17 protein-coding genes and 2 pseudogenes are annotated in these 17881 nt (G+C 71.7%); 11 read left to right on the top strand and 8 right to left on the bottom strand.

What is annotated here, in order from left to right; all coding sequences use genetic code 11:
* The first annotated feature begins 167 nt into the window (after positions 1–167).
* The 4 genes from MMSR116_RS07425 (at position 168) to MMSR116_RS07410 (ending at position 3839) form a co-directional block, all read left to right on the top strand.
* Positions 168–524 carry a MarR family winged helix-turn-helix transcriptional regulator gene (locus MMSR116_RS07425; protein WP_010683539.1) on the top strand — a complete coding sequence of 119 codons (357 nt, stop codon included), beginning with the start codon at positions 168–170 and terminating at the stop codon, positions 522–524.
* 42 nt (positions 525–566) lie between these two features.
* Positions 567–1853, top strand: coding sequence for an MFS transporter (locus tag MMSR116_RS07420; protein ID WP_010683538.1), 1287 nt, complete (start codon positions 567–569; stop codon positions 1851–1853).
* 88 nt (positions 1854–1941) lie between these two features.
* Positions 1942–3237 (top strand): MFS transporter, encoded by a 1296-nt coding sequence (locus MMSR116_RS07415; protein ID WP_010683537.1) that lies wholly within the window; start codon positions 1942–1944, stop codon positions 3235–3237.
* A 74-nt stretch (positions 3238–3311) separates the two neighbouring features.
* Positions 3312–3839 carry a DoxX family protein gene (locus MMSR116_RS07410; protein WP_010683536.1) on the top strand — a complete coding sequence of 176 codons (528 nt, stop codon included), beginning with the start codon at positions 3312–3314 and terminating at the stop codon, positions 3837–3839.
* On the opposite strand, the gene MMSR116_RS07405 is transcribed toward MMSR116_RS07410, so the two are convergent.
* The gene (locus MMSR116_RS07405) at positions 3840–5285 is read right to left on the bottom strand and encodes an MFS transporter (protein ID WP_010683535.1); all 1446 of its coding nucleotides are present in this window, start codon (positions 5283–5285) and stop codon (positions 3840–3842) included.
* Between the two features lie 209 nt (positions 5286–5494).
* On the opposite strand from MMSR116_RS07405, the gene MMSR116_RS07400 reads away from it, so the two are divergent.
* From MMSR116_RS07400 to panE, 3 genes are all read left to right on the top strand, one after another.
* Positions 5495–6385: a DUF3313 domain-containing protein gene (locus tag MMSR116_RS07400; protein ID WP_010683534.1), complete on the top strand. Its 891-nt coding sequence runs from the start codon at positions 5495–5497 to the stop codon at positions 6383–6385.
* A 299-nt stretch (positions 6386–6684) separates the two neighbouring features.
* A complete protein-coding gene (guaB, locus tag MMSR116_RS07395; protein ID WP_010683533.1) occupies positions 6685–8178 on the top strand; it encodes an IMP dehydrogenase in 1494 nt (497 codons plus the stop codon).
* A 9-nt stretch (positions 8179–8187) separates the two neighbouring features.
* Positions 8188–9132: a 2-dehydropantoate 2-reductase gene (panE, locus tag MMSR116_RS07390; RefSeq protein WP_010683532.1), complete on the top strand. Its 945-nt coding sequence runs from the start codon at positions 8188–8190 to the stop codon at positions 9130–9132.
* A 21-nt stretch (positions 9133–9153) separates the two neighbouring features.
* Here panE and MMSR116_RS31310 read toward each other — a convergent pair whose 3' ends face one another.
* Positions 9154–9327 (bottom strand): hypothetical protein, encoded by a 174-nt coding sequence (locus MMSR116_RS31310; protein WP_010683531.1) that lies wholly within the window; start codon positions 9325–9327, stop codon positions 9154–9156.
* A gap of 203 nt (positions 9328–9530) precedes the next feature.
* On the opposite strand from MMSR116_RS31310, the pseudogene MMSR116_RS07385 reads away from it, so the two are divergent.
* Positions 9531–10842 (top strand): annotated as a pseudogene (locus MMSR116_RS07385) (RsmB/NOP family class I SAM-dependent RNA methyltransferase).
* Between the two features lie 100 nt (positions 10843–10942).
* Positions 10943–11962, top strand: coding sequence for an alpha/beta hydrolase (locus MMSR116_RS07380; protein ID WP_010683529.1), 1020 nt, complete (start codon positions 10943–10945; stop codon positions 11960–11962).
* A 4-nt stretch (positions 11963–11966) separates the two neighbouring features.
* Here the strand turns inward: MMSR116_RS07380 and MMSR116_RS07375 are convergent.
* The 4 genes and pseudogenes from MMSR116_RS07375 to MMSR116_RS07360 form a co-directional block, all read right to left on the bottom strand.
* Positions 11967–13206 (bottom strand): annotated as a pseudogene (locus tag MMSR116_RS07375) (peptide ABC transporter permease).
* A gap of 106 nt (positions 13207–13312) precedes the next feature.
* Positions 13313–13837 (bottom strand): DUF2937 family protein, encoded by a 525-nt coding sequence (locus MMSR116_RS07370; RefSeq protein ID WP_010683527.1) that lies wholly within the window; start codon positions 13835–13837, stop codon positions 13313–13315.
* A gap of 70 nt (positions 13838–13907) precedes the next feature.
* Positions 13908–14921 carry a WD40 repeat domain-containing protein gene (locus MMSR116_RS07365; protein WP_010683526.1) on the bottom strand — a complete coding sequence of 338 codons (1014 nt, stop codon included), beginning with the start codon at positions 14919–14921 and terminating at the stop codon, positions 13908–13910.
* Positions 14918–15592, bottom strand: a complete 675-nt coding sequence (locus MMSR116_RS07360; protein WP_010683525.1) for a YoaK family protein — start codon at positions 15590–15592, stop codon at positions 14918–14920. Before MMSR116_RS07360 ends, MMSR116_RS07365 begins: the two co-directional genes overlap by 4 nt.
* 207 nt (positions 15593–15799) lie before the next feature.
* Between MMSR116_RS07360 and MMSR116_RS07355 the strand changes: the two genes are divergently transcribed.
* Positions 15800–16231 carry a response regulator gene (locus MMSR116_RS07355; protein ID WP_010683524.1) on the top strand — a complete coding sequence of 144 codons (432 nt, stop codon included), beginning with the start codon at positions 15800–15802 and terminating at the stop codon, positions 16229–16231.
* A 23-nt stretch (positions 16232–16254) separates the two neighbouring features.
* A complete protein-coding gene (locus tag MMSR116_RS07350) occupies positions 16255–16620 on the top strand; it encodes a hypothetical protein (RefSeq protein ID WP_010683523.1) in 366 nt (121 codons plus the stop codon).
* A gap of 13 nt (positions 16621–16633) precedes the next feature.
* On the opposite strand, the gene MMSR116_RS07345 is transcribed toward MMSR116_RS07350, so the two are convergent.
* Together MMSR116_RS07345 and MMSR116_RS07340 are read right to left on the bottom strand one after the other, a co-directional pair.
* Complete coding sequence (locus MMSR116_RS07345; protein ID WP_039892895.1) at positions 16634–17263, bottom strand: DUF2939 domain-containing protein; 630 nt, start codon at positions 17261–17263, stop codon at positions 16634–16636.
* Positions 17264–17288: 25 nt separating this feature from the next.
* The gene (locus tag MMSR116_RS07340; RefSeq protein ID WP_010683521.1) at positions 17289–17843 is read right to left on the bottom strand and encodes an RNA pyrophosphohydrolase; all 555 of its coding nucleotides are present in this window, start codon (positions 17841–17843) and stop codon (positions 17289–17291) included.
* Positions 17844–17881 lie beyond the last annotated feature (38 nt).

The following is a 17881-nucleotide window of genomic DNA, read 5'->3' as shown; positions in this document are numbered from 1 at the left end:
TTTGACGGCCCGCGAGTGTCGATCGGCGCGAACCGTCAGGTCCGGCGCGGCGACAGCTTGTCGGGACCCGGAAACGTGCATATACACGCTTCGTGTCCGACGATCCCTCCTCCGCAGCTCCGCCGGAGCCCTGCACCTGCTCCGCCCTGCGGCGGGCCACCCGTGCCGTGACCACGGCGTACGACACGGCGCTGCGTCCGGTCGGCTTGCGGGTGACGCAATTCGCGATCCTGCGCCTGCTGGAGCGGCTGGGTCCGACGCCGGTGACACGCTTGGCGGCTGAGGCCGCTCTCGAGCGCACCACGATGGGGCGCAACCTCGATCCGCTGGAACGACGCGGCCTCGTGCGGATCGGCGCCGGCCCCGCGGATGCCCGCGAGCGCGTCGTCGTCCTGACCGACGCAGGCCGCGAGGCCATCAAGGCGGCGATGCCTTACTGGCGAGACGCCCAGGCCCGCATCAACGCGCGGGTGGCGCCGGGGGCCGTCAGGGCCCTGGCAGACGCCCTGACGGCCGTCTCCTGACCGCCGCCGCCCGATCGATCCGTCCCTCTCCGGAGCCCGTCCATGTCCGCCACCCCCGAGACGCGCGCCCAACCGCGCTTGCACTACGCCTGGATCGTCGCCGCGGTGACCTTCCTGGTGCTGCTCGTGGGCGCCGGCGTCCGCGCCACGCCGAGCGTGCTCATCGTGCCGTGGGAGCGGGAGTTCGGCTGGACAGCCGCCATGATCGGGGTCGGGATCGCCCTCAACATCTTCCTGTACGGGATGATCGGGCCCTTCGCGGTGGCGATCATCGAGCGGTTCGGCCTGCGGCGCTCGGTCTGCGCGGCGCTCCTGATCCTGGCGATCGGCACCGCCGCCACGAGCCTCATGACCGCGCCGTGGCAGATGGTGCTGCTCTGGGGCATCGTGGTCGGATCCGGCTCCGGCATGGTCGCCAACGTCCTCGGCGCCACGGTCGCGGGACGCTGGTTCGCCAAGCGCCGCGGCCTCGTGCTCGGCATGCTGACGGCGAGCAGCGCCACCGGCCAACTCGTCTTCCTGCCGATGCTGGCCTCGCTGGCGGTCGGTCAGGGCTGGCGATCGGTCTCCCTGGTGGTCGCGGCCGCGACCCTGGCGCTGATCCCGCTCGTCGCCCTGCTGCTTCGCGAACGGCCGGCCGATCTGGGCCTGCCCCGCTACGGCGAGGACGTCGTCACGCCCACCCCGGTCCTCACGGAGAACCCGGCCGTGCGGGCGCTGCGCGGCCTGCGCACGGGCCTGCGCTCCCGGGATTTCTGGCTGCTCGCCGGCACGTTCTTCATCTGCGGCGCGTCCACCAACGGCCTGATCGGGACGCACCTGATCCCGGCCTGCATCGACCACGGCATCGCCGAAGTGACGGCCGCCGGCCTGCTGGCGCTGATGGGGATCTGCGACCTGATCGGCACGACGGCCTCGGGCTGGCTGACCGACCGGTTCGACTCGCGCAAGCTGCTCGCCTGGTACTACGGCCTGCGTGGCCTCTCGCTGATCTTCCTGCCCTATTCCTTCGACTACAGCTTCTACGGCCTGTCGCTGTTCGCGGTGTTCTACGGGCTGGACTGGATCGCCACCGTGCCGCCGACTGTCCAGCTCGCCGGCAAATCCTTCGGCGAGGAGAACGCCGCGCTGATGTTCGGCTGGATCGCGGCCGCCCACCAGATCGGTGCGGCATCCGCGGCGTGGCTCGCCGGCATGGTCCGCACCGACACCGGCACCTACCTCGGGGCCTTCGTGTCGGCCGGCCTGCTGTGCCTCGTCGCGGCCCTCATGGCGGCCTTCGTCGGGCGCAAGCCCGCGGAGCCGGCTCTGCGCCCGCTGCCGGCCTGAACTGCGCGGACCGGGCGCGGTTGGCCACACGAGTGCCGCGAAGGACGAGCCCTGATCGGCCCGTCCCCGCGCAGCCCGAGAGGCCGTCTTGACCATCGCGATCCGGCCCGTGCCGCCGGTCCAGCAGAACCGTCACGAGAGCCGCCACGAGAGCCGGCCGCCGCGCCCCTGGTCGGGACCGGGCTTCGCCGAGTTCGTCGCCATCATCGCCCTGATGATGGCGGTGACGGCGATCTCCATCGACAACCTGCTGCCGGCGTTCCCGGCGATCGAGGCCCGCTTCTCCGTGCCGGATCCGAACCGGCTGCAGCTCCTCGTCTACGTCTACATGATCGGCTTCGGCTTCGCGCAGATCGTGTACGGGCCCATCTCCGACGCGCTGGGCCGGCGGCCGGTCCTGCTCGCGAGTCTCGCGATCTACGTGGTCGGCTGCGGGCTCGCCATGGTGGCGCCGAGCTTCGGCTGGCTGCTGGCGGCGCGGATCATCCAGGGCGTGGGCGCGGCCGGTGGGCGGGTCCTCTCGGTGGCGATCGTGCGCGACCGCTTCGCCGGACGCGAGATGGCGAGCGTGATGTCGCTCACCATGATGGTGTTCCTGATCGTCCCGATGATCGCCCCGGCGATCGGCGGGATGATGCTGGCGCTCGGCTCCTGGGTCCACGTCTTCGTCTCGATGCTGGTCCTGGCCTTCTGGCTGACCCTCTGGTTCTCCCTGCGCATGCCGGAGACGCTGCACCCGGAATACCGCCGGCCGCTCTCGCCCGCCGCGACATGGGAGGCGATCCGCCAGACGCTGAAGACACGCGTCGCCGTCGGCTACGCCACGGCGCTGGGCCTGATGACCGGCTGCATCATGGGCTACGTGGGCTCGGCCCAGCAGGTCTTCGACACCGGCCTGTATCACCTCGGTCCGCTCTTCCCCCTGGCCTTCGGGCTGGTGGCGGGTGCCATGGGGGCGGCGACGCTGATCAATGCCCGCATCGTCCGGCGGTTCGGGATGCGGACCCTGTCGCAGAGCGGCGTCGCCGCGTTCACCGTGGTCGGGCTCGTGCAGGTCGGCGTCGGGCTCGCCTATCACGGGCATCCGCCGCTGGCGCTGTTCCTGTCGATCCTGGCGGCGAACCAGTTCCTGATCAGCTTCGCGATGCCGAACTTCAACGCCCTGGCGCTGGAGCCCCTCGGTGCCATCGCGGGGACCGCCTCGTCGTTCCTCGGCTTCTACACGACGATCGTCGGCGCGTGTTGCGGCTTCCTGATCGGCCAGTCCTTCGACGGCACCGTGCTGCCCGTCGGCATCGGCTACGCGACCCTCGGCGGGCTGGCGCTGCTCGTCGTCGCCTGGACCGAGCGCGGGCGGCTGTTCCGCGGCGGCGTCGGGGGCTGAACGGGCCGGCTTAACGCGGTCTTCAGCGAGAACCGCCAAGCTCCGGACGTCATTCCTGCCGACCGGACCTGCCCATGATCGCCCGCGCCCAGGACGGAACTCTCCTCGCCGCGCGCCTGCTGCTCGCCGCCGCGCTCCTGCCGACAGGGATCGCCCGCGCGCTCAACGTCTCGGGCTTCGCCCTCACCCTTGCGGGCAACGGCATGCCGTTCCCCAACGGCGTCGCCACCGCGGCGGTCGTCGTGCAGGTCTTCGGACCGCTGGCCCTGATCCTGGGCGTGCTGCCGCGGCTGACCGGTCTGGCGCTCGCGGTCTTCGCCACGATCACGGCCTTCGTGATCCATCCGTTCTGGCACTATGTCGGCCCGGCGGCGGTCGCCGAGCGCACGCTGATGCTGGCCGATCTTGGATTGGCGGGCGGCTTCCTGATCTATGGCCTCTCGGGTCCCGGCGCGTGGAGCTGGCAGGGCTGGCGCGCCGGAGCCCTGGCGCCCGCGCCGAGCGCCAAGCCCGCCGCCGCGAAGCCGTCCGGCAAAAATGCCGCGGCGAAGGGCGGCACCAAGCGGCCCGCCGGGCGGGCACCCGCCCGCGCGGCTGCCTGATCAGCCGTGCCGCGGCCGCATCTCGACGGCCGGCGGCGGCGCAGCGGCCGTCTTGCGGCCGGAGACCTCCGAACCGGCATCCGGCGACAGCTTGCGGAAACCCAGCACGGAAGCGGCCGAGATCAGCGCCACCGCGAAGAAGGCCGGCCCGAAATCGGCGGCCTCGATCTGCGTCCGCCCGTGCCACGCGGCCGTCCCCTCCAGCGCCAGCGCGCCCAGCGTGACACCGAGGCTCAGCGACAGCTGCTGGCAGACGCTGGCGAAGCTCGTGGCCGCGCTCATCTCGCGGGATTCGAGGTCGGCATACGCGATGGCGTTGACGCAGGTGAACTGGATCGAGCGCGAGCAGCCGCCGATGAACAGCAGGGTCACCATGATCCAGTGCGGCGTCTGCGCGGTGTAGGCACCGTTGACCGCCAGGAAGGCCGAGGCGAGCACCGCGTTCCACACCATCAGCGTCCGGAAGCCGGTACGGCGCAGGATCTTCGGTGCCAGGGTCTTCACGAACATCGCGCCGGCCGCCGCCGCGAAGGTGATCAGGCCGGAATGCAGGGCGTCGAGGCCGAAGCCGACCTGCAGCATCAGCGGCAGGAGGAACGGGATCGCCCCGGTGCCGATCCGGAACAGGCTTCCGCCGATGACCGCCACCCGGAAGGTCGGCCGCTGCATCAGGTCGAGCCGCACGATCGGGTGAGCCACCCGGCGGGCATACGCCCAGTACAGCGGAAGCAGGATCACGCCGGCCGCGAGGCAGCCCCACGACACGGCCGCCGGCAGCAGGTGGCGGCCCGCGGAGGCCAGCCCGAGCATCAGAGCGGCGAGCCCGGTGCCGAGCAGCACGAATCCGAACAGGTCGAGCGGCGGCCGCTCGGTCTCGCGGATGTCCTCGAAGTACAGGCTCGCCAGCACGATGCCGGCGCAGCCGATCGGCAGGTTGATGAAGAAGATCCACCGCCAGTCGAACCATGTGGTGATCAAGCCCCCCACCGGCGGCCCGAGGACCGGGCCGACCAGGGCCGGGAACGTCAGGTAGGCCAGTGCCGTGACGAGCTGCGACTTCGGCACGCTGCGCAGCACCACGAGGCGCCCCACCGGCACCATCATGGCGCCGCCCATGCCCTGCAGGAACCGTGCGGCCACGAACCACGCGAGCCCGTTCGCGGCCGCGCAGGCCAGCGACCCGGCCATGAACACCACAAGGGCGGCGCGGAAGACGGTCCGGGAACCGTATCGGTCCGCCATCCAGCCGCTCACCGGGATGAAGATCGCGAGGCTGACCAGATAGGAGGTCAGGGCGAGCTTCAGGGCGATCGGATCCTCGCCCAGGCTCGCCGCGATGCTGGGCAGCGCCGTGGCGATCACCGTCGAGTCGGTGTTCTCCATGAACAGCGCGGTGGCGACCGTCAGCGGGACGATCCAGAGCGGTTTCGGCGTGGTCGCGGGCATCAGTGTGCAGACGCATGTCGCGCCGCGGCGGTTGCACGGCGACGGGGCCACGTCGCACCCTCATGTTTCGCCATTGTATCCGACCTGCAACACCCGCCCAGTGCTTGAACAGGCCCACCTTCCTTGCGGATGCTCCAATAGCTACGTTTCAATCACGCGGCTGTGAGGCCGCCGGAGCCGGCCCTCGCGGCCGGGCGATGAGGAACCCGATGCCGTCCAGCTTCAGCCAGATCCGCTCCCTTCCGCGGATCGCCGTCGGCGTCGCCCTCGTCTCGATGGTGGCGGCCTGCGGCACCGTCCTGCTCAACGACCGCGGCTCCCTGACGCGCTACGACCGGCTGAAGGCCAGCGATCAAGTCGCCTCGGCCTCGCGGATCTACGTGGACCAGCCGGCGCTCGCCAGGGCGCGGACGGTCCGCATCATCCCGACCGCGTTCCACGCGAACGTGGAGGGCGCCGCACCGCTGACCCCGGCCGAGCGGCGGCTCATCGCCAACGCCGCCGACCGGGCGCTCTGCTACGACCTGTCGCTGAAGTACGACATCGTGACGAGCCGCGACGCCGACCTCACCGTGCGGGCGCAGGTGACCCGGGTCGAGCCCACCAACCTTATCGGCGCCGGTGCAACGATCGCGGGCTCGGCCGGTGTGACGGTTGCCTCGCAGCTGGGCGTCGGCTTCGCGGAGGGCATCGGGCGCATCCCGATCCCCCGGATCCCGATCGGACTCGGCAGCCTCACGGTGGAGGCTGAGGCGCTGGACCGCCGCCGCGAGCAGCGCGCCGCGATGGTCTGGGGCGGGGCGGCGAACTCCTTCACCAGCCAGCCGCGCTTCTCCCATGCCAGCGACGCCTACGATCTCGCGGGCGAGTTCGGCCAGGATTTCGGCTACATGCTGGCGACCGGCGAGGACCCCTTCACGGCGCCGAACACGCTTCCGACCTGGGACCGCATCCGGATCACCACGCTGGGCGAGGCCCCTCTGGATCCCGACTGCGAGGCCTTCGGGCGCGCCCCCGGGATCGACGGCATCCTGGGCGACTATATCGGCCTGCCGCCTGAATACACCGACAAGGGACCTGCGGCGCCGGCGATGCGGTAGAGGGTGCCGGGCGATCGTGTCGGCATGACCGTCGCGGCCAGTAAAACGTAGAACAAGCCAGGGCGTCGCGACGCTGACGAGCCCCGCGCAGCCCACGGTCACCGGGCTCCGCACGTGATGGCGGGGAGCGGACACCCCGCTTCTCCACCGGTCGTGGAAAAGCCGCGAGCCATGCGCGTTTTCGCGCTGCGCCGCATCAACCGCGCATTGGCGCCGTCGCGGAGCCCGTGATACTGGCACTTGCCAACCCGATCCCCCGGCGTGACCCCCGCGCGCCGCCGTCCGAGGAAAGTTGGCACATGGCCCGAGTAGAATCCGCATCGATCATCGAGGGACTGACCTTCGACGACGTGCTCCTGCGGCCTGCCGCCTCCTCGGTCATGCCGACCGAGGTGAGCGTTGCCTCCCGGCTTACCCGCTCGATCCCGCTGAACCTGCCGATCCTCGCCTCCGCGATGGACACCGTGACGGAGGCCCCGATGGCCATCGCCATGGCGGCCAATGGCGGCATGGGCGTGATCCACCGCAACCTGGAGCCGCCGGAGCAGGCCGAGCAGGTCCGCCTCGTCAAGAAGTATGAGTCCGGCATGGTGATGAACCCGATCACCATCCACCCGGACGAGACGCTGGCCGACGCCTTCGAGGTGATGAAGCTGAACCGCATCTCCGGGATCCCGGTGGTCGAGCGGGGCCCGAACGGCTCGCGCGGCAAGCTCGTCGGCATCCTGACCAACCGCGACGTCCGCTTCGCCACCAACGCGGCCCAGCCGGTCGCCGAACTGATGACCCGGGACCGCCTGATCACGGTCCGCGAGGGCGTGACGCAGGACGAGGCCAAGCGCCTGCTCCACCAGTTCCGCATCGAGAAGCTGCTGGTCGTCGACGACCATTACCGCTGCATCGGCCTCATCACCGTCAAGGACATCGAGAAGCGCGTCGCCTACCCGAATGCCGTGAAGGACGAGCAGGGCCGCCTCCGGGTCGCGGCCGCCACCACCACGGGCGACAGCGGGTTCGAGCGGGCCGAGCGCCTCATCGATGCAGGTTGCGACGTCATCGTGGTCGACACCGCCCACGGCCACTCGATCAAGGTGCTGGACGCCGTGGCCCGGGTAAAGCAGCTCTCGAACGCCGTGCAGGTCATCGCCGGCAACGTCGCGACGCGGGACGGCGCCCAGGCGCTGATCGATGCCGGTGCCGACGCCATCAAGGTCGGCATCGGGCCGGGCTCGATCTGCACGACGCGCATCGTCGCCGGCGTCGGCGTACCCCAGCTCACGGCGCTGATGGAGGCCGTCGAGGCGGCCGGCGAGGCCGACATCCCGGTCATCGCCGACGGCGGCATCAAGTATTCCGGCGACCTCGCCAAGGCGATCGCGGCCGGCGCCTCGGTGGCGATGCTCGGCTCCCTGCTCGCCGGAACCGACGAGGCCCCGGGCGAGGTGTTCCTCTACCAGGGCCGCTCGTACAAGTCGTACCGCGGGATGGGCTCGGTGGGCGCGATGGCCCGCGGCTCGGCCGACCGCTACTTCCAGGCCGAGGTCGCCGACACCCACAAGCTCGTGCCCGAGGGCATCGAGGGGCAGGTGCCCTACAAGGGCCCGGTGGGCAACGTCCTGCACCAGCTCGCCGGTGGCCTGCGGGCCGCGATGGGTTATGTCGGCGGCGCCACCATCCCGGAATTCCAGCAGCGGGCGCAGTTCATCCGCATCACCAACGCCGGCCTGCGCGAGAGCCACGTCCACGACGTGACGATCACCCGCGAGAGCCCGAACTATCCGTCCCGGACCTGAGGATCGTCGATGCGCACGCTGATTGTCGGGGCCGGCGCGACCGGCGGCTATTACGGCGCGCGCCTCGCGGAGTCGGGCGCCGACGTGACCTTCCTGGTCCGGCCGGCCCGGGCCGCGAAGCTCGCCGCGGACGGCCTCAACGTCCGCAGCCCGCTCGGTGACCTGCACCTGCCGAACCCGCCGACCGTGACGGCCGACCGGCTGACCCATGCCGGGGCCTTCGACCTGATCCTCCTGTCCTGCAAGGCTTACGACCTCGACAGCGCGCTCGAGGATCTCGCCCCCGCGGTGGGGGAGGGCACCGCGATCCTTCCGGTGCTCAACGGCATGTCCCACCTCGACGCGCTCGATGCGCGCTTCGGGCCGGAGCAGGTCCTCGGCGGCGCCTGCGCCATCGCGGCGACACTCGCGCCGGACGGCACGATCCGCCACATGAGCGAACTCTGCAGCATCACCTACGGCGAGCGGAACGGCGCCCGCTCGGCGCGGATCGAGGCCGTCGATGCCCTGATGCGGGGCCTCAAGTTCCAGCCGCGGCTGAGCGAGGTGATCCTGCAGGAGATGTGGGAGAAGTGGGTCTTCCTCGCGACCCTCGCGGGGGCGACCACGCTGATGCGCGCCGCCGTCGGCGACATCGTGGCGGCGCCCGGCGGGTCGGCCTTGATCGCGGCGCTCCACGCGGAGTGCACGGCAGTGGCCGCCGCGAGCGGCTTCGAGCCGCGGGCGGTCGTGGCCGAGCGGGCGCGGGCGCAGCTGACGGCGGCCGGCTCGACCTTCACGGCGTCGATGCTGCGCGACATTGAGGGCAAGGGACGGATCGAGGCGGACCACGTGATCGGCGACCTGATCGCCCGCGGTCAGCGGCTCGCGCCCGAGGCGGCCTTCCCGATCCTGACGACGGTCTATGCCGGCCTCAAGGCCTACGAGGCCCGGCGGGCGCGGGAGGCGGCCTGAGCCGCGCCCCGCGCGGCGTTCTCAGTATCGGCCGGGCGGCGGCGGGGGCGGGTTGCCGTATTCGAGCTGCGTCTTGGCATCCACGGGCCGGCGCGGCGGCGGCGAGAAATCCGGCTGGGCAGCGGGGGCGCTGGCGCAGGCGGCGAGCGAGGCGGCGATGAGCGCCGCGAGGGCGACGCGAACGGCGGACGTCATGGGCTGAAGCACTCCGAGGGCTCGCCGGGACGAGGGACCGCTCTGGCCCGCGACCGGCCGATGCCATACGACACGCGACGGCCCGCACGACGGGCCGCCTGCAGGACGGTCTGGGCCGCGAAGGTGCTGGAAGCTCGGCCGTATCGTGGCGACTTCGTGGGCCAAGCGTGGCCGTTTCGCGTCGTCGCAGAACCGTTCGAAGGATGAGACCGCTGACACCCGCCGCCCGCTGCTCCGCCGCCATCGAGGTCCTGACCGACATCACCGAGCGCCGCCGTCCGGCCGCCGACGCCCTCAAGGATTGGGGTCTGGCGCACCGCTTCGCCGGCTCGGGTGATCGGGCCGGGATCGCGAGCCTCGTCTACGACGCCCTGCGCCGCCGGGCCTCCGCCGCCTGGATCATGGGTGCGGATTCCCCGCGCGCCATCCTCATCGGTGCCCTGCGGCTCCAGCAGGGCCTGGCCGCCGCCTCGGTGGCCAACCTCTTCACGGGCGAGCGCTTCGCCCCGGCGCCCCTCAGCGACGACGAGCGCGCCCGCCTGGAGACCGCGACTTTGCAGGACGCCCCGCCGGAGGTGGCGGGCGACGCCCCGGCCTTCGTCCTCGCCGAGCTCGCGGCCACGCTCGGCGACGAGCTCGTCCCGGAGCTGAAGGCGCTGGCGCGGCGCGCGCCGCTGGACATCCGGGTGAACGCCCTGCGCGGCCCTCGGGACGCCGTGATGCCGGCCCTCGCCGCCCACGCGGCGGCTCCGACGCCGCACGCGCCCTCGGGCCTGCGGGTACCGATCGGCGCGGACGGGCGCGGCCCGGCGCTGCATGTCGAGGCGGAGTTCCTGGAGGGCTGGTACGAGATCCAGGACGAGGGCTCGCAGCTCGCAGCGCTCCTGGCGGCGCCCCGGGGCCGGCGAGACCATCGTCGACCTCTGCGCTGGCGGCGGCGGCAAGACCCTGGCGCTTGCGGCCGAGACCGGTAACGGCGCCCGCCTGATCGCCACCGATGGCGATCCGCGCCGCCTCGCACCGATCCACGAGCGGCTCCGGCGGTCCGGCGCCGCCGCGGAGGTGCGCACGCCGCGCACCGGCAAGGCGCGGGCCGACGTGCTCGAGGATCTCGACGGCCACGTTGATCGGGTCGTGGTCGATGCCCCGTGCACAGGCTCCGGGACGTGGCGCCGCAATCCCGACGCCAAGTGGCGGCTCCGGCCCGGCAGCCTCGCTCTCCGTACCAGCGAGCAGGCCCAGGTGCTCGACCGCGCGGCGCGGCTGGTGAAGCCCGGCGGCAGGATCGTCTACATCACCTGCTCGCTCCTCGCGGCAGAGAACGACGCGGCCGTGGCCGGGCTGCTGTCGCGCTGGCGCGGTCGCTTCGATGTGGTCCCGCCCACGGAGGTCCTGGCGGCGGGGCCGGCCTCGCTCCACGAGGCGGTGCGCCGGACCGCGCACGGCGTGCAGATGAGCCCGCTCCGAACCGGCACCGACGGGTTCTACGTGTCCGTGATCGCCCGGCGGGGCTGAGTCGCGAAACCACGGCCGACCCGCGACGTTGGATCCGGGCTTTGGCATGACCCGGGTCCGCACCGACGGCCCCGGCGACTGCACAACCGGGGAGATGCCCTTGCGCCTCGACCGCCGATTCCTCCTCGCCGGCCTCGGGAGCGCCTTCGGCCTGCGCGCCGCCCGAGGAGAGGGCGAAGGACCGGCGGCCCCGGCGAACCAAGGGGTCGCGGATGCGGCCGTTCATGCCCTCCCGCGCTCGCTTCCGGGCGCCGACCTGCAGGTGATCGACCTCTGGCCGGGCGAGGCACCGGGCGGCGGAAACGGACCGGACGCGAACGGGTACCGGTACGTGGAGGGGACCTTCGGCGACATCACGCGGGTGGCGCGGCCGTGCCTGCTGGTCATGCGGCCGGCCAACGCCAACGGCGCGGCCATGATCGTCGCCGCCGGAGGCGGTTACGAGTTCATCGCCCTGGGTAACGAGGGCGTCCCGGTGGGGCGCGTGCTCAACGCGGCGGGCATCACGGTCTTCCTGCTGATCTACCGCCTGCCCGCGGAGAGCTGGGGCGCGGGACCCGACGCGCCGCGACAGGACGCGCAGCGCGCCCTCCGGCTCGTTCGCGCCCGCGGCACGGAGTTCGGCGTCGATCCGGACCGGGTCGGCGTCCTCGGCTTCTCCGCCGGCGGACATCTCATGGGCGAGACGGCGGTCGGGAGCGCCCTCGACCTCTACCCGGGCGTCGATGCCACCGACGCCCAGCCGGTGCGGCCGGCCCTGGCCGGGCTGATCTACCCGGTCATCACCATGCGCAAGCCCTTCGACCGGACCCATACCCGCCGCATCCTGGTCGGCGACGAGGTCACGCCCCTGGAGATGAAGACCTACTCGGTCGATCTCCAGGTCGGCCCGGAGACGCCGCCGACCTTCCTCGTCCAGGCGATCGACGATCCCGTCGCGGTGGCCGACCACCCGCTGCTGATGTTCACGGCGCTGCGCAAGGCGCGGGTTCCGGCCGAGCTCCATCTGTTCGAGCGCGGCGGCCACGGTTTCGGGCTCGGCGCGCCCGGCACGCCGGTGGCGGCCTGGCCGGGCCTGTTCCTGGCCTGGATCCGCCTGCACGGCTTCCTGCGGCGCTGAATCCTCAGCCTCCGCTGCCCTGCAGGCGGTGCAGCTTGGCGACCTTCGGACGGCTGGTGCGGAACTGGCCTCGCTCCACCGCGACGAACACCACGATCGCGATGGCCACCGTCGTCAGCCACCAGATCGCCGTGAGGCCGACGCTGAGGCATGCCACCGTGAAGGCAGCGGCGAAGCACCCCATCGCGCCCGGCACCAGGGCCGGGACGTCGCGCCCGGCGCGCCGGACCGAGGCGTAGAGCGCGAAGGCGGCGGCCAGGGCGCCGACGATACCCAATTCGTACCAGAACTCGAACAGGGCCGTGGTCGGCGCGTTCAGCGGCAAGAGGCCGACGAGACGTCCGCGCAGGGCGGTCTCGAAGCCGTGGCCCGTGATCAGCCGCACCGGATCGGTGGTCACCACCTTCTGCCAGCTCTTGAGCGACAGAACCGAGGGCGCGAGGGGGCCCAGGATCGCCGCGCCGGCGGGCCGTGCCAGGAAGGGCAGCAACGGTGCCACGGCGAGCAGGAGCGCCGACAGGATCGCCGTGAGCGCGACGCCGAGCCTCGGCCGGTAGCTCGTGACCGCGAAGGCCACGGCCCCGACGGCCAGCGCGGCGATCTGGGTCGCGTCCGGCTGAACGGTGAGCGCCAGGGCGACCAGCAGCGCGAGCCCCAGCGCCTCGCGGTCGCGGCGCCGGGACCGGAGCCACGCGAGCGCCGGCCAGACCAGCAGAATCAGCAGGACGAGGCCGCGGTCCAGCGCCCCGTCATCCTCGGTGCCGGGGCGGGGCCATGTGGGCGCCGAACACGCCGAGCATGATCGCCACGATGGCGCCCGCCACGATGCCGAGTGGCAGGAGGTAGAGGTTGGCCGACCGCATCCGGTCGGGCAGGGCGAGGTAGCCCAGCAGCGCGAGTCCGATCGTGGCCGTGAGGTTGGCCAGGCGCTCCAGCGCCGGCCCGGGGAACGGCGTCCAGATCAGCGACAGCGCCGACCACAGCACCACCAGCATGCCGGCCAGGAAGGCAGGCGCGGTCAGGAGCCGAAAGGCGGCCGGCCGCACCGGACGCTGCCGACGATCGATCACGCTGGCGATGATGAGCAGGATGACGGCGATCGGCGCGAGGATCACGGAGGCGCGGCGGGCCACCTGCGCGAGAACCGGCAGCACCACGAACAGGCCGAAGAAGCCGATGCGCCGCAGCAAGGCGGCGGCGTCGAGCGCCGGATCGATGGTGGACGAGTTCGACGCGCGGGGCATCTTGCGCCTTCTCCCGGTCCGGAACGGCCGGATCCCTGCTCGATACGCAAGGCTCGCGCAAGCCGCTGTAGACGCGGCGCCACACTCCCGAAGGCGCAGCGTGTCGTCAGGCGGCCCTGACGGTCCTTCGCGGCCGCCGGCGCATGGCCCGACCGCCGAGATCCGACACCACCCGCCAGCCGCCCCAGGCGGCGAAGAAGCCGATCAAGGCCGCGGCCAAGCCGTCCGCGGTGGTCGGCACCGCCGGGCTGAAATCCCGATAGGCGGCCTCGGCGACGGGCAGGTCCGGATCGCGCAGCATCGCCACGACGCGGCCCAGCGGGCTCGTCGTCGCGGCAAGGGCCTGCTGCTGAGCACTGAGCCGAGCGAGGCGCGCGATGTCGGCGCGGGCCGCATCGCCGCGCTTGGCGACGAGTTGGTCCGGGTTGTTGCGCAGCCGGTCGACGGCATCGTCGCGCGTGGTCCCGGAGGCCTGCGCGTCCGATTCGAGGACCGCCACCTGCCGGCGCAGCTCGTCGGCGGCGCCGCCCAGTCGTTGCGCGTATTGCTGCGCGAATTCGGGAGCCTGGGCCGCCACGACGCCGCCGAGCAGGCCCAGGGCGAGGCCGAAGGTACGGAACACGCGCAGCACGTCTCAGTCCTCCGGCGCGGTGAATCGACCACCGACAAGAGCATGCCGGCGGCCGCGGTTCCAGACGGTCTCAGCCCGGCAGCGTCAGGAGACCCGCCTTCCCGTCCGCGCAGCCGAAGAGCAGCCTTTCACCACGGCCGTCCCAGGCCAGGGCCGTCACTGCGCTTCCCGGTACGGCCGGCCGCACGAGCAATTCGGCGGCGTCGGTGAAGCGGACCAGCAGGATGCAGCCGTCCTCGTAGCCGATCGCCAGGACCGGCGCCTTCGGGTGGAACGCGACCCTGGAGACCCGGGCGGGCCGGACGCCGCATTCCCGCGGCGCCTTCCCGGTCGGCCCCTCCTTCGAATCGAACGGCCACACGATCGCGGCCTCGGCCCCGCCCGTGGCGAGCCAGTTCCCGTCTGAGGACCACGCCATCGAGCGGACCTTGCCCGGATAGCCCGACATCCGCATGTGGCCTCGATCCGGCTGAAGGCGCCAGCCGTGCAGGGCGTTCTCCTGCATGGTCGATACGACGAAGCGGCCGTCCGGCGACCACGTCACGTCGATATGCGAGCCCTTCCAGCTGATGACCTCGGCCGGGGTCTCGAGATTCGGGTACCAGAGGCTCACGCCGTTGTAGTGGGCGACCCCGAGACGGTAGCCCTTGGGGGCGAAGACGAGGCCGCGGGCGCTCGACGGCGCCTGGAAGTGCCGCTCACGCCCCTTCGCATCCCGGGCGACGACGTCGCGGCCGGCCGACCAGGCCACGGCCCCATCGGGATGGAGCGCCAGGGCGTCGATCCAGGCGCCGCCCTTGGCGAGGCCGAGCTGTTCCAGGGAGCCGTCGGAGCGGATCTCGACCACGCGGCCGTCATCGCCGCCGGTGAGCAGCCTGCCGCCTGAGCCGGCGGCCACCAGAATCCCGCTGTCGGGATGCGCGGACAGGCGCGTCAGGCCGCCCTCCCGCGCCAGCACCACCGTGCCGTCGCTGAGCGCCAGGGCGGGGGTGTCCTTCAGGACATGCGCGGCGATGACGTGGGCGCCGGGCTCCAGCGCGGCCACGTGACTGGTGAGGGACGGGTTGCTGAGGGGGCTCGTCATTGCGGGGGGACCTTCGCGGCCGACGTGCCGGCGCGCAAGACCAGGATTGCGGTAATCAGCGCGAGCCCGCCGGAGATCGCCGCCGGCGCGATCAGCGCGTACAGGGCGAACAAGCCGTAGGCGTGCGCGCCGAGATAGGCGCCGAACAGCAGCGACAGCCAGACTAGCCCGTCGCCGACCCAGCCCATCGGGTCGCCTGTCCGTGTGAGGGCCTGGGCGATCTTCTGTCCCAGGCTGAACAAAGCCCCGGTGACGAAGGTCGTACCGGCGCGGAAGCCCTTCACCTGCGCCAGAACCGCGTTCTGCGAGCCCATCGCCAAGGCGACGAAGAAGGCCGCGAGGCCGAGTTCCGGCGATTGGAGGCCGAGACCGAGGCCGCCGAGGATCAGCAGCGATTCGTAGGCCAGGACCACCGGCGTCGTCCAACGGGGCGGCACTAAAATGGCGAGGCCGCTGCCGAGCACCGAGCCGGTCAGGAAGGCCAGCAGCAGGGTCGCGGGCAGGATCATCCGGTGCAGCTCGGCACCGGCGCCGAAGACCGCGAGCTGCGTGGTGTTGCCGCTCATGAACGATGTGTAGAGGCCGCCCAGGCGCACGAAGCCCAGGGCATCCACGTAGCCGGCGAGCCCGGTGAGGAGCAGGCCGATGCCGAGCTGCCAGTTCCGGCTCACGCACCGGCTCCGCGGCCGGGCCCCGGTAACGATCTGTTAACCATTTGGATCACTTCGTTCAGCAGGGCAGGGCCGCGGTTAACGAGCCGCTCACCAAACCCGAGCAATTCGATGCAAACAGGGTGAACGCCGTGTCGGAAGGGGCCGTTGCCCCTGCGATCCGGTTCGGGGCCACGCTGTCCCGGCCGGGTGAGTGGGAGTTGCGTCATGGTTCCGTTCGCCGCCGCTTTCGTCTGCCCGTCCATGCCCGTCTTGGACCCGGCCGGCGCCACGATCCTCGTGGTCGAGGACGAGCCGACCGTGTGCGAGCTGGCCGCCGAGGTGCTGCTCGACGAGGGTTATCGGGTGCTCACCGCCGCGGATGCGTGGCAGGCCGAAGCCATCCTGGCCGGCGAGAGCGTGGACATGCTCTTCACCGATATCGATCTCGCCCGCAACACGAACGGCTTGGCGCTCGCGCGGTGGGCGCGGCGGCACTGGCCGGACCTCGCGGTGGTCTACACCTCCGGCGGGCGCGCCTGCCTGCCGGCCGACGAGGCCGTTTCGGGTTCGGTCTTCGTGCCGAAACCGTATCGGCCCGGCCAGCTCGTGGCCCTCACCCGCGACGTCCTGCACGCCGCGCTCCTCCAACACGCCTGATCCCGCCCTCAAGGACCCACGTCATGCGGTGCATTCTTTCCGCAGCCGGCATCGCCCTGGCGCTCGCGGTGACCGCCTCGCCTGCCGGCGCGGCGTGCGACGTGAAGGGCGCGCAGATCGAGGAGACCATCGCCGCCAAGCCCGAGCTGCGCGCCGACGAGAACGCCCAGCTCGTGCGCGACCTGCGCACGCTGCGCGACGCAGCCATCGTGCTCGAGACTTACAAATTCCCGGGTGAGTGCGAGAATCTGCTGGGCATCGCGAAGTCGCTCCTCGCCAATCCCGCCAAGACGATCGAGCAGGGCGGCGATACCGACGAGGACAAGGCCGAAAGCCTGAGCGAGGCACGGGAGCCCAAGGAGGCCGCCGGCTCCACGAAGGCGAAGTGATCCAAGCCGGCGCCTAGCGCTCCTCGCCCGCGCTGGCGCCGATCTTGGCGCGCGCCAGCGCGCGGCTCAGTTTGGTGGCGATCTGCTGGCGCAGAGTGTCGGCCATCTCGATGTCGACCAGCCGCCAGCTCAGGCCGCGCAAGCGCAGCCGAATCCGCGTGCGCTCCGCGCGCGGCGCGTCCGGTGGGATCGGGATGACGACCGCGCGGAAGCCCCGCATCTCAAGGGCTGCGTAGAAGGGCAGGAGACGGTCGACGTTGCGGATGGCCAAGCCTTGCGGCCGCGCTCCGGCAGGCCGCTCGACGTCGAGCTTGTCGGGCCAGCCGTTGGCGAGCAGGTCGATGACCGTGTCGGGCGTCACCATCGTCTCGGACAGGGCGAGGGCGAGGCCGTAGGCGGCATCGTTCAGGCGCTGGCGGTCACGCGGCTCCAGGTCGGTATCCGTCTCGGCAGCGGTGCGCATCGCCGCGGTGATCTGCCGGACAAGGGACAACCGCAGCGTCCGGAAATTCACGTGCGTCTCGACATAGGCGGTGTCGTGCCGCCGCACCGCCTGCGCGAGATCGTAGAGCGACCACAGCGGGCTCAGAGTGTATGCCAGCCAAGCCAGGGCGAGGCAGAGCGGGATCGCGAGCCAACGCACCACCGTCAGAACCCGCGTCGGGGCGTCATGGCTCGCCCGACCAATGCGCCAGATCTGAGAACGCCGCCACCACGCTCTCGTAGACCGGGCGCTTGAAGGGTACGATCAGGTCGGGCAGTTCCGAGAACCGCGCCCAACGCCACGCGTCGAACTCGGGCTTGTGGGCGCCGCCGCCCGGCTGGAGGACGTCGATCAGCGCCTCGCCGCCAAGGAAGCCGTAAGCGAACCATTTCTGGGCTTGGCCGCGGTAGCGGCCCTTCCAAGCCTGCTTCATGACGTCGGGCGGCAGATCGTAGGCGAGCCAATCCGGGATTTCGGCCAGCAGCTTGAGCGCGTCCGGCGGGACGTTGGTCTCTTCGTAGAGTTCGCGGCGGGCCGCCGACTCCGGGTCCTCGCCAGGGTCGATGCCCCCCTGCGGCATCTGCCACATGTGCGGACCGGCGACGTGCTCGGGACCAGCATCCTTGCTCCGACGCCCGACGAAGACGCCACCCGATCGGGAGATCAGCGCGACGCCCACGCAGGGGCGGTAGGGCAGGGCGCTGCCCGGGTCCGAATCCGTCGTCATCTCGGCGACCATAGGTCAGGCGCGCGCGAGGCGGCAACGTCGGCTAGGTT

This window comes from Methylobacterium mesophilicum SR1.6/6 (assembly GCF_000364445.2).
In the GTDB taxonomy this organism is placed as follows: domain Bacteria; phylum Pseudomonadota; class Alphaproteobacteria; order Rhizobiales; family Beijerinckiaceae; genus Methylobacterium; species Methylobacterium mesophilicum_A.
This window is presented reverse-complemented; position numbering and strand designations above follow the sequence as displayed.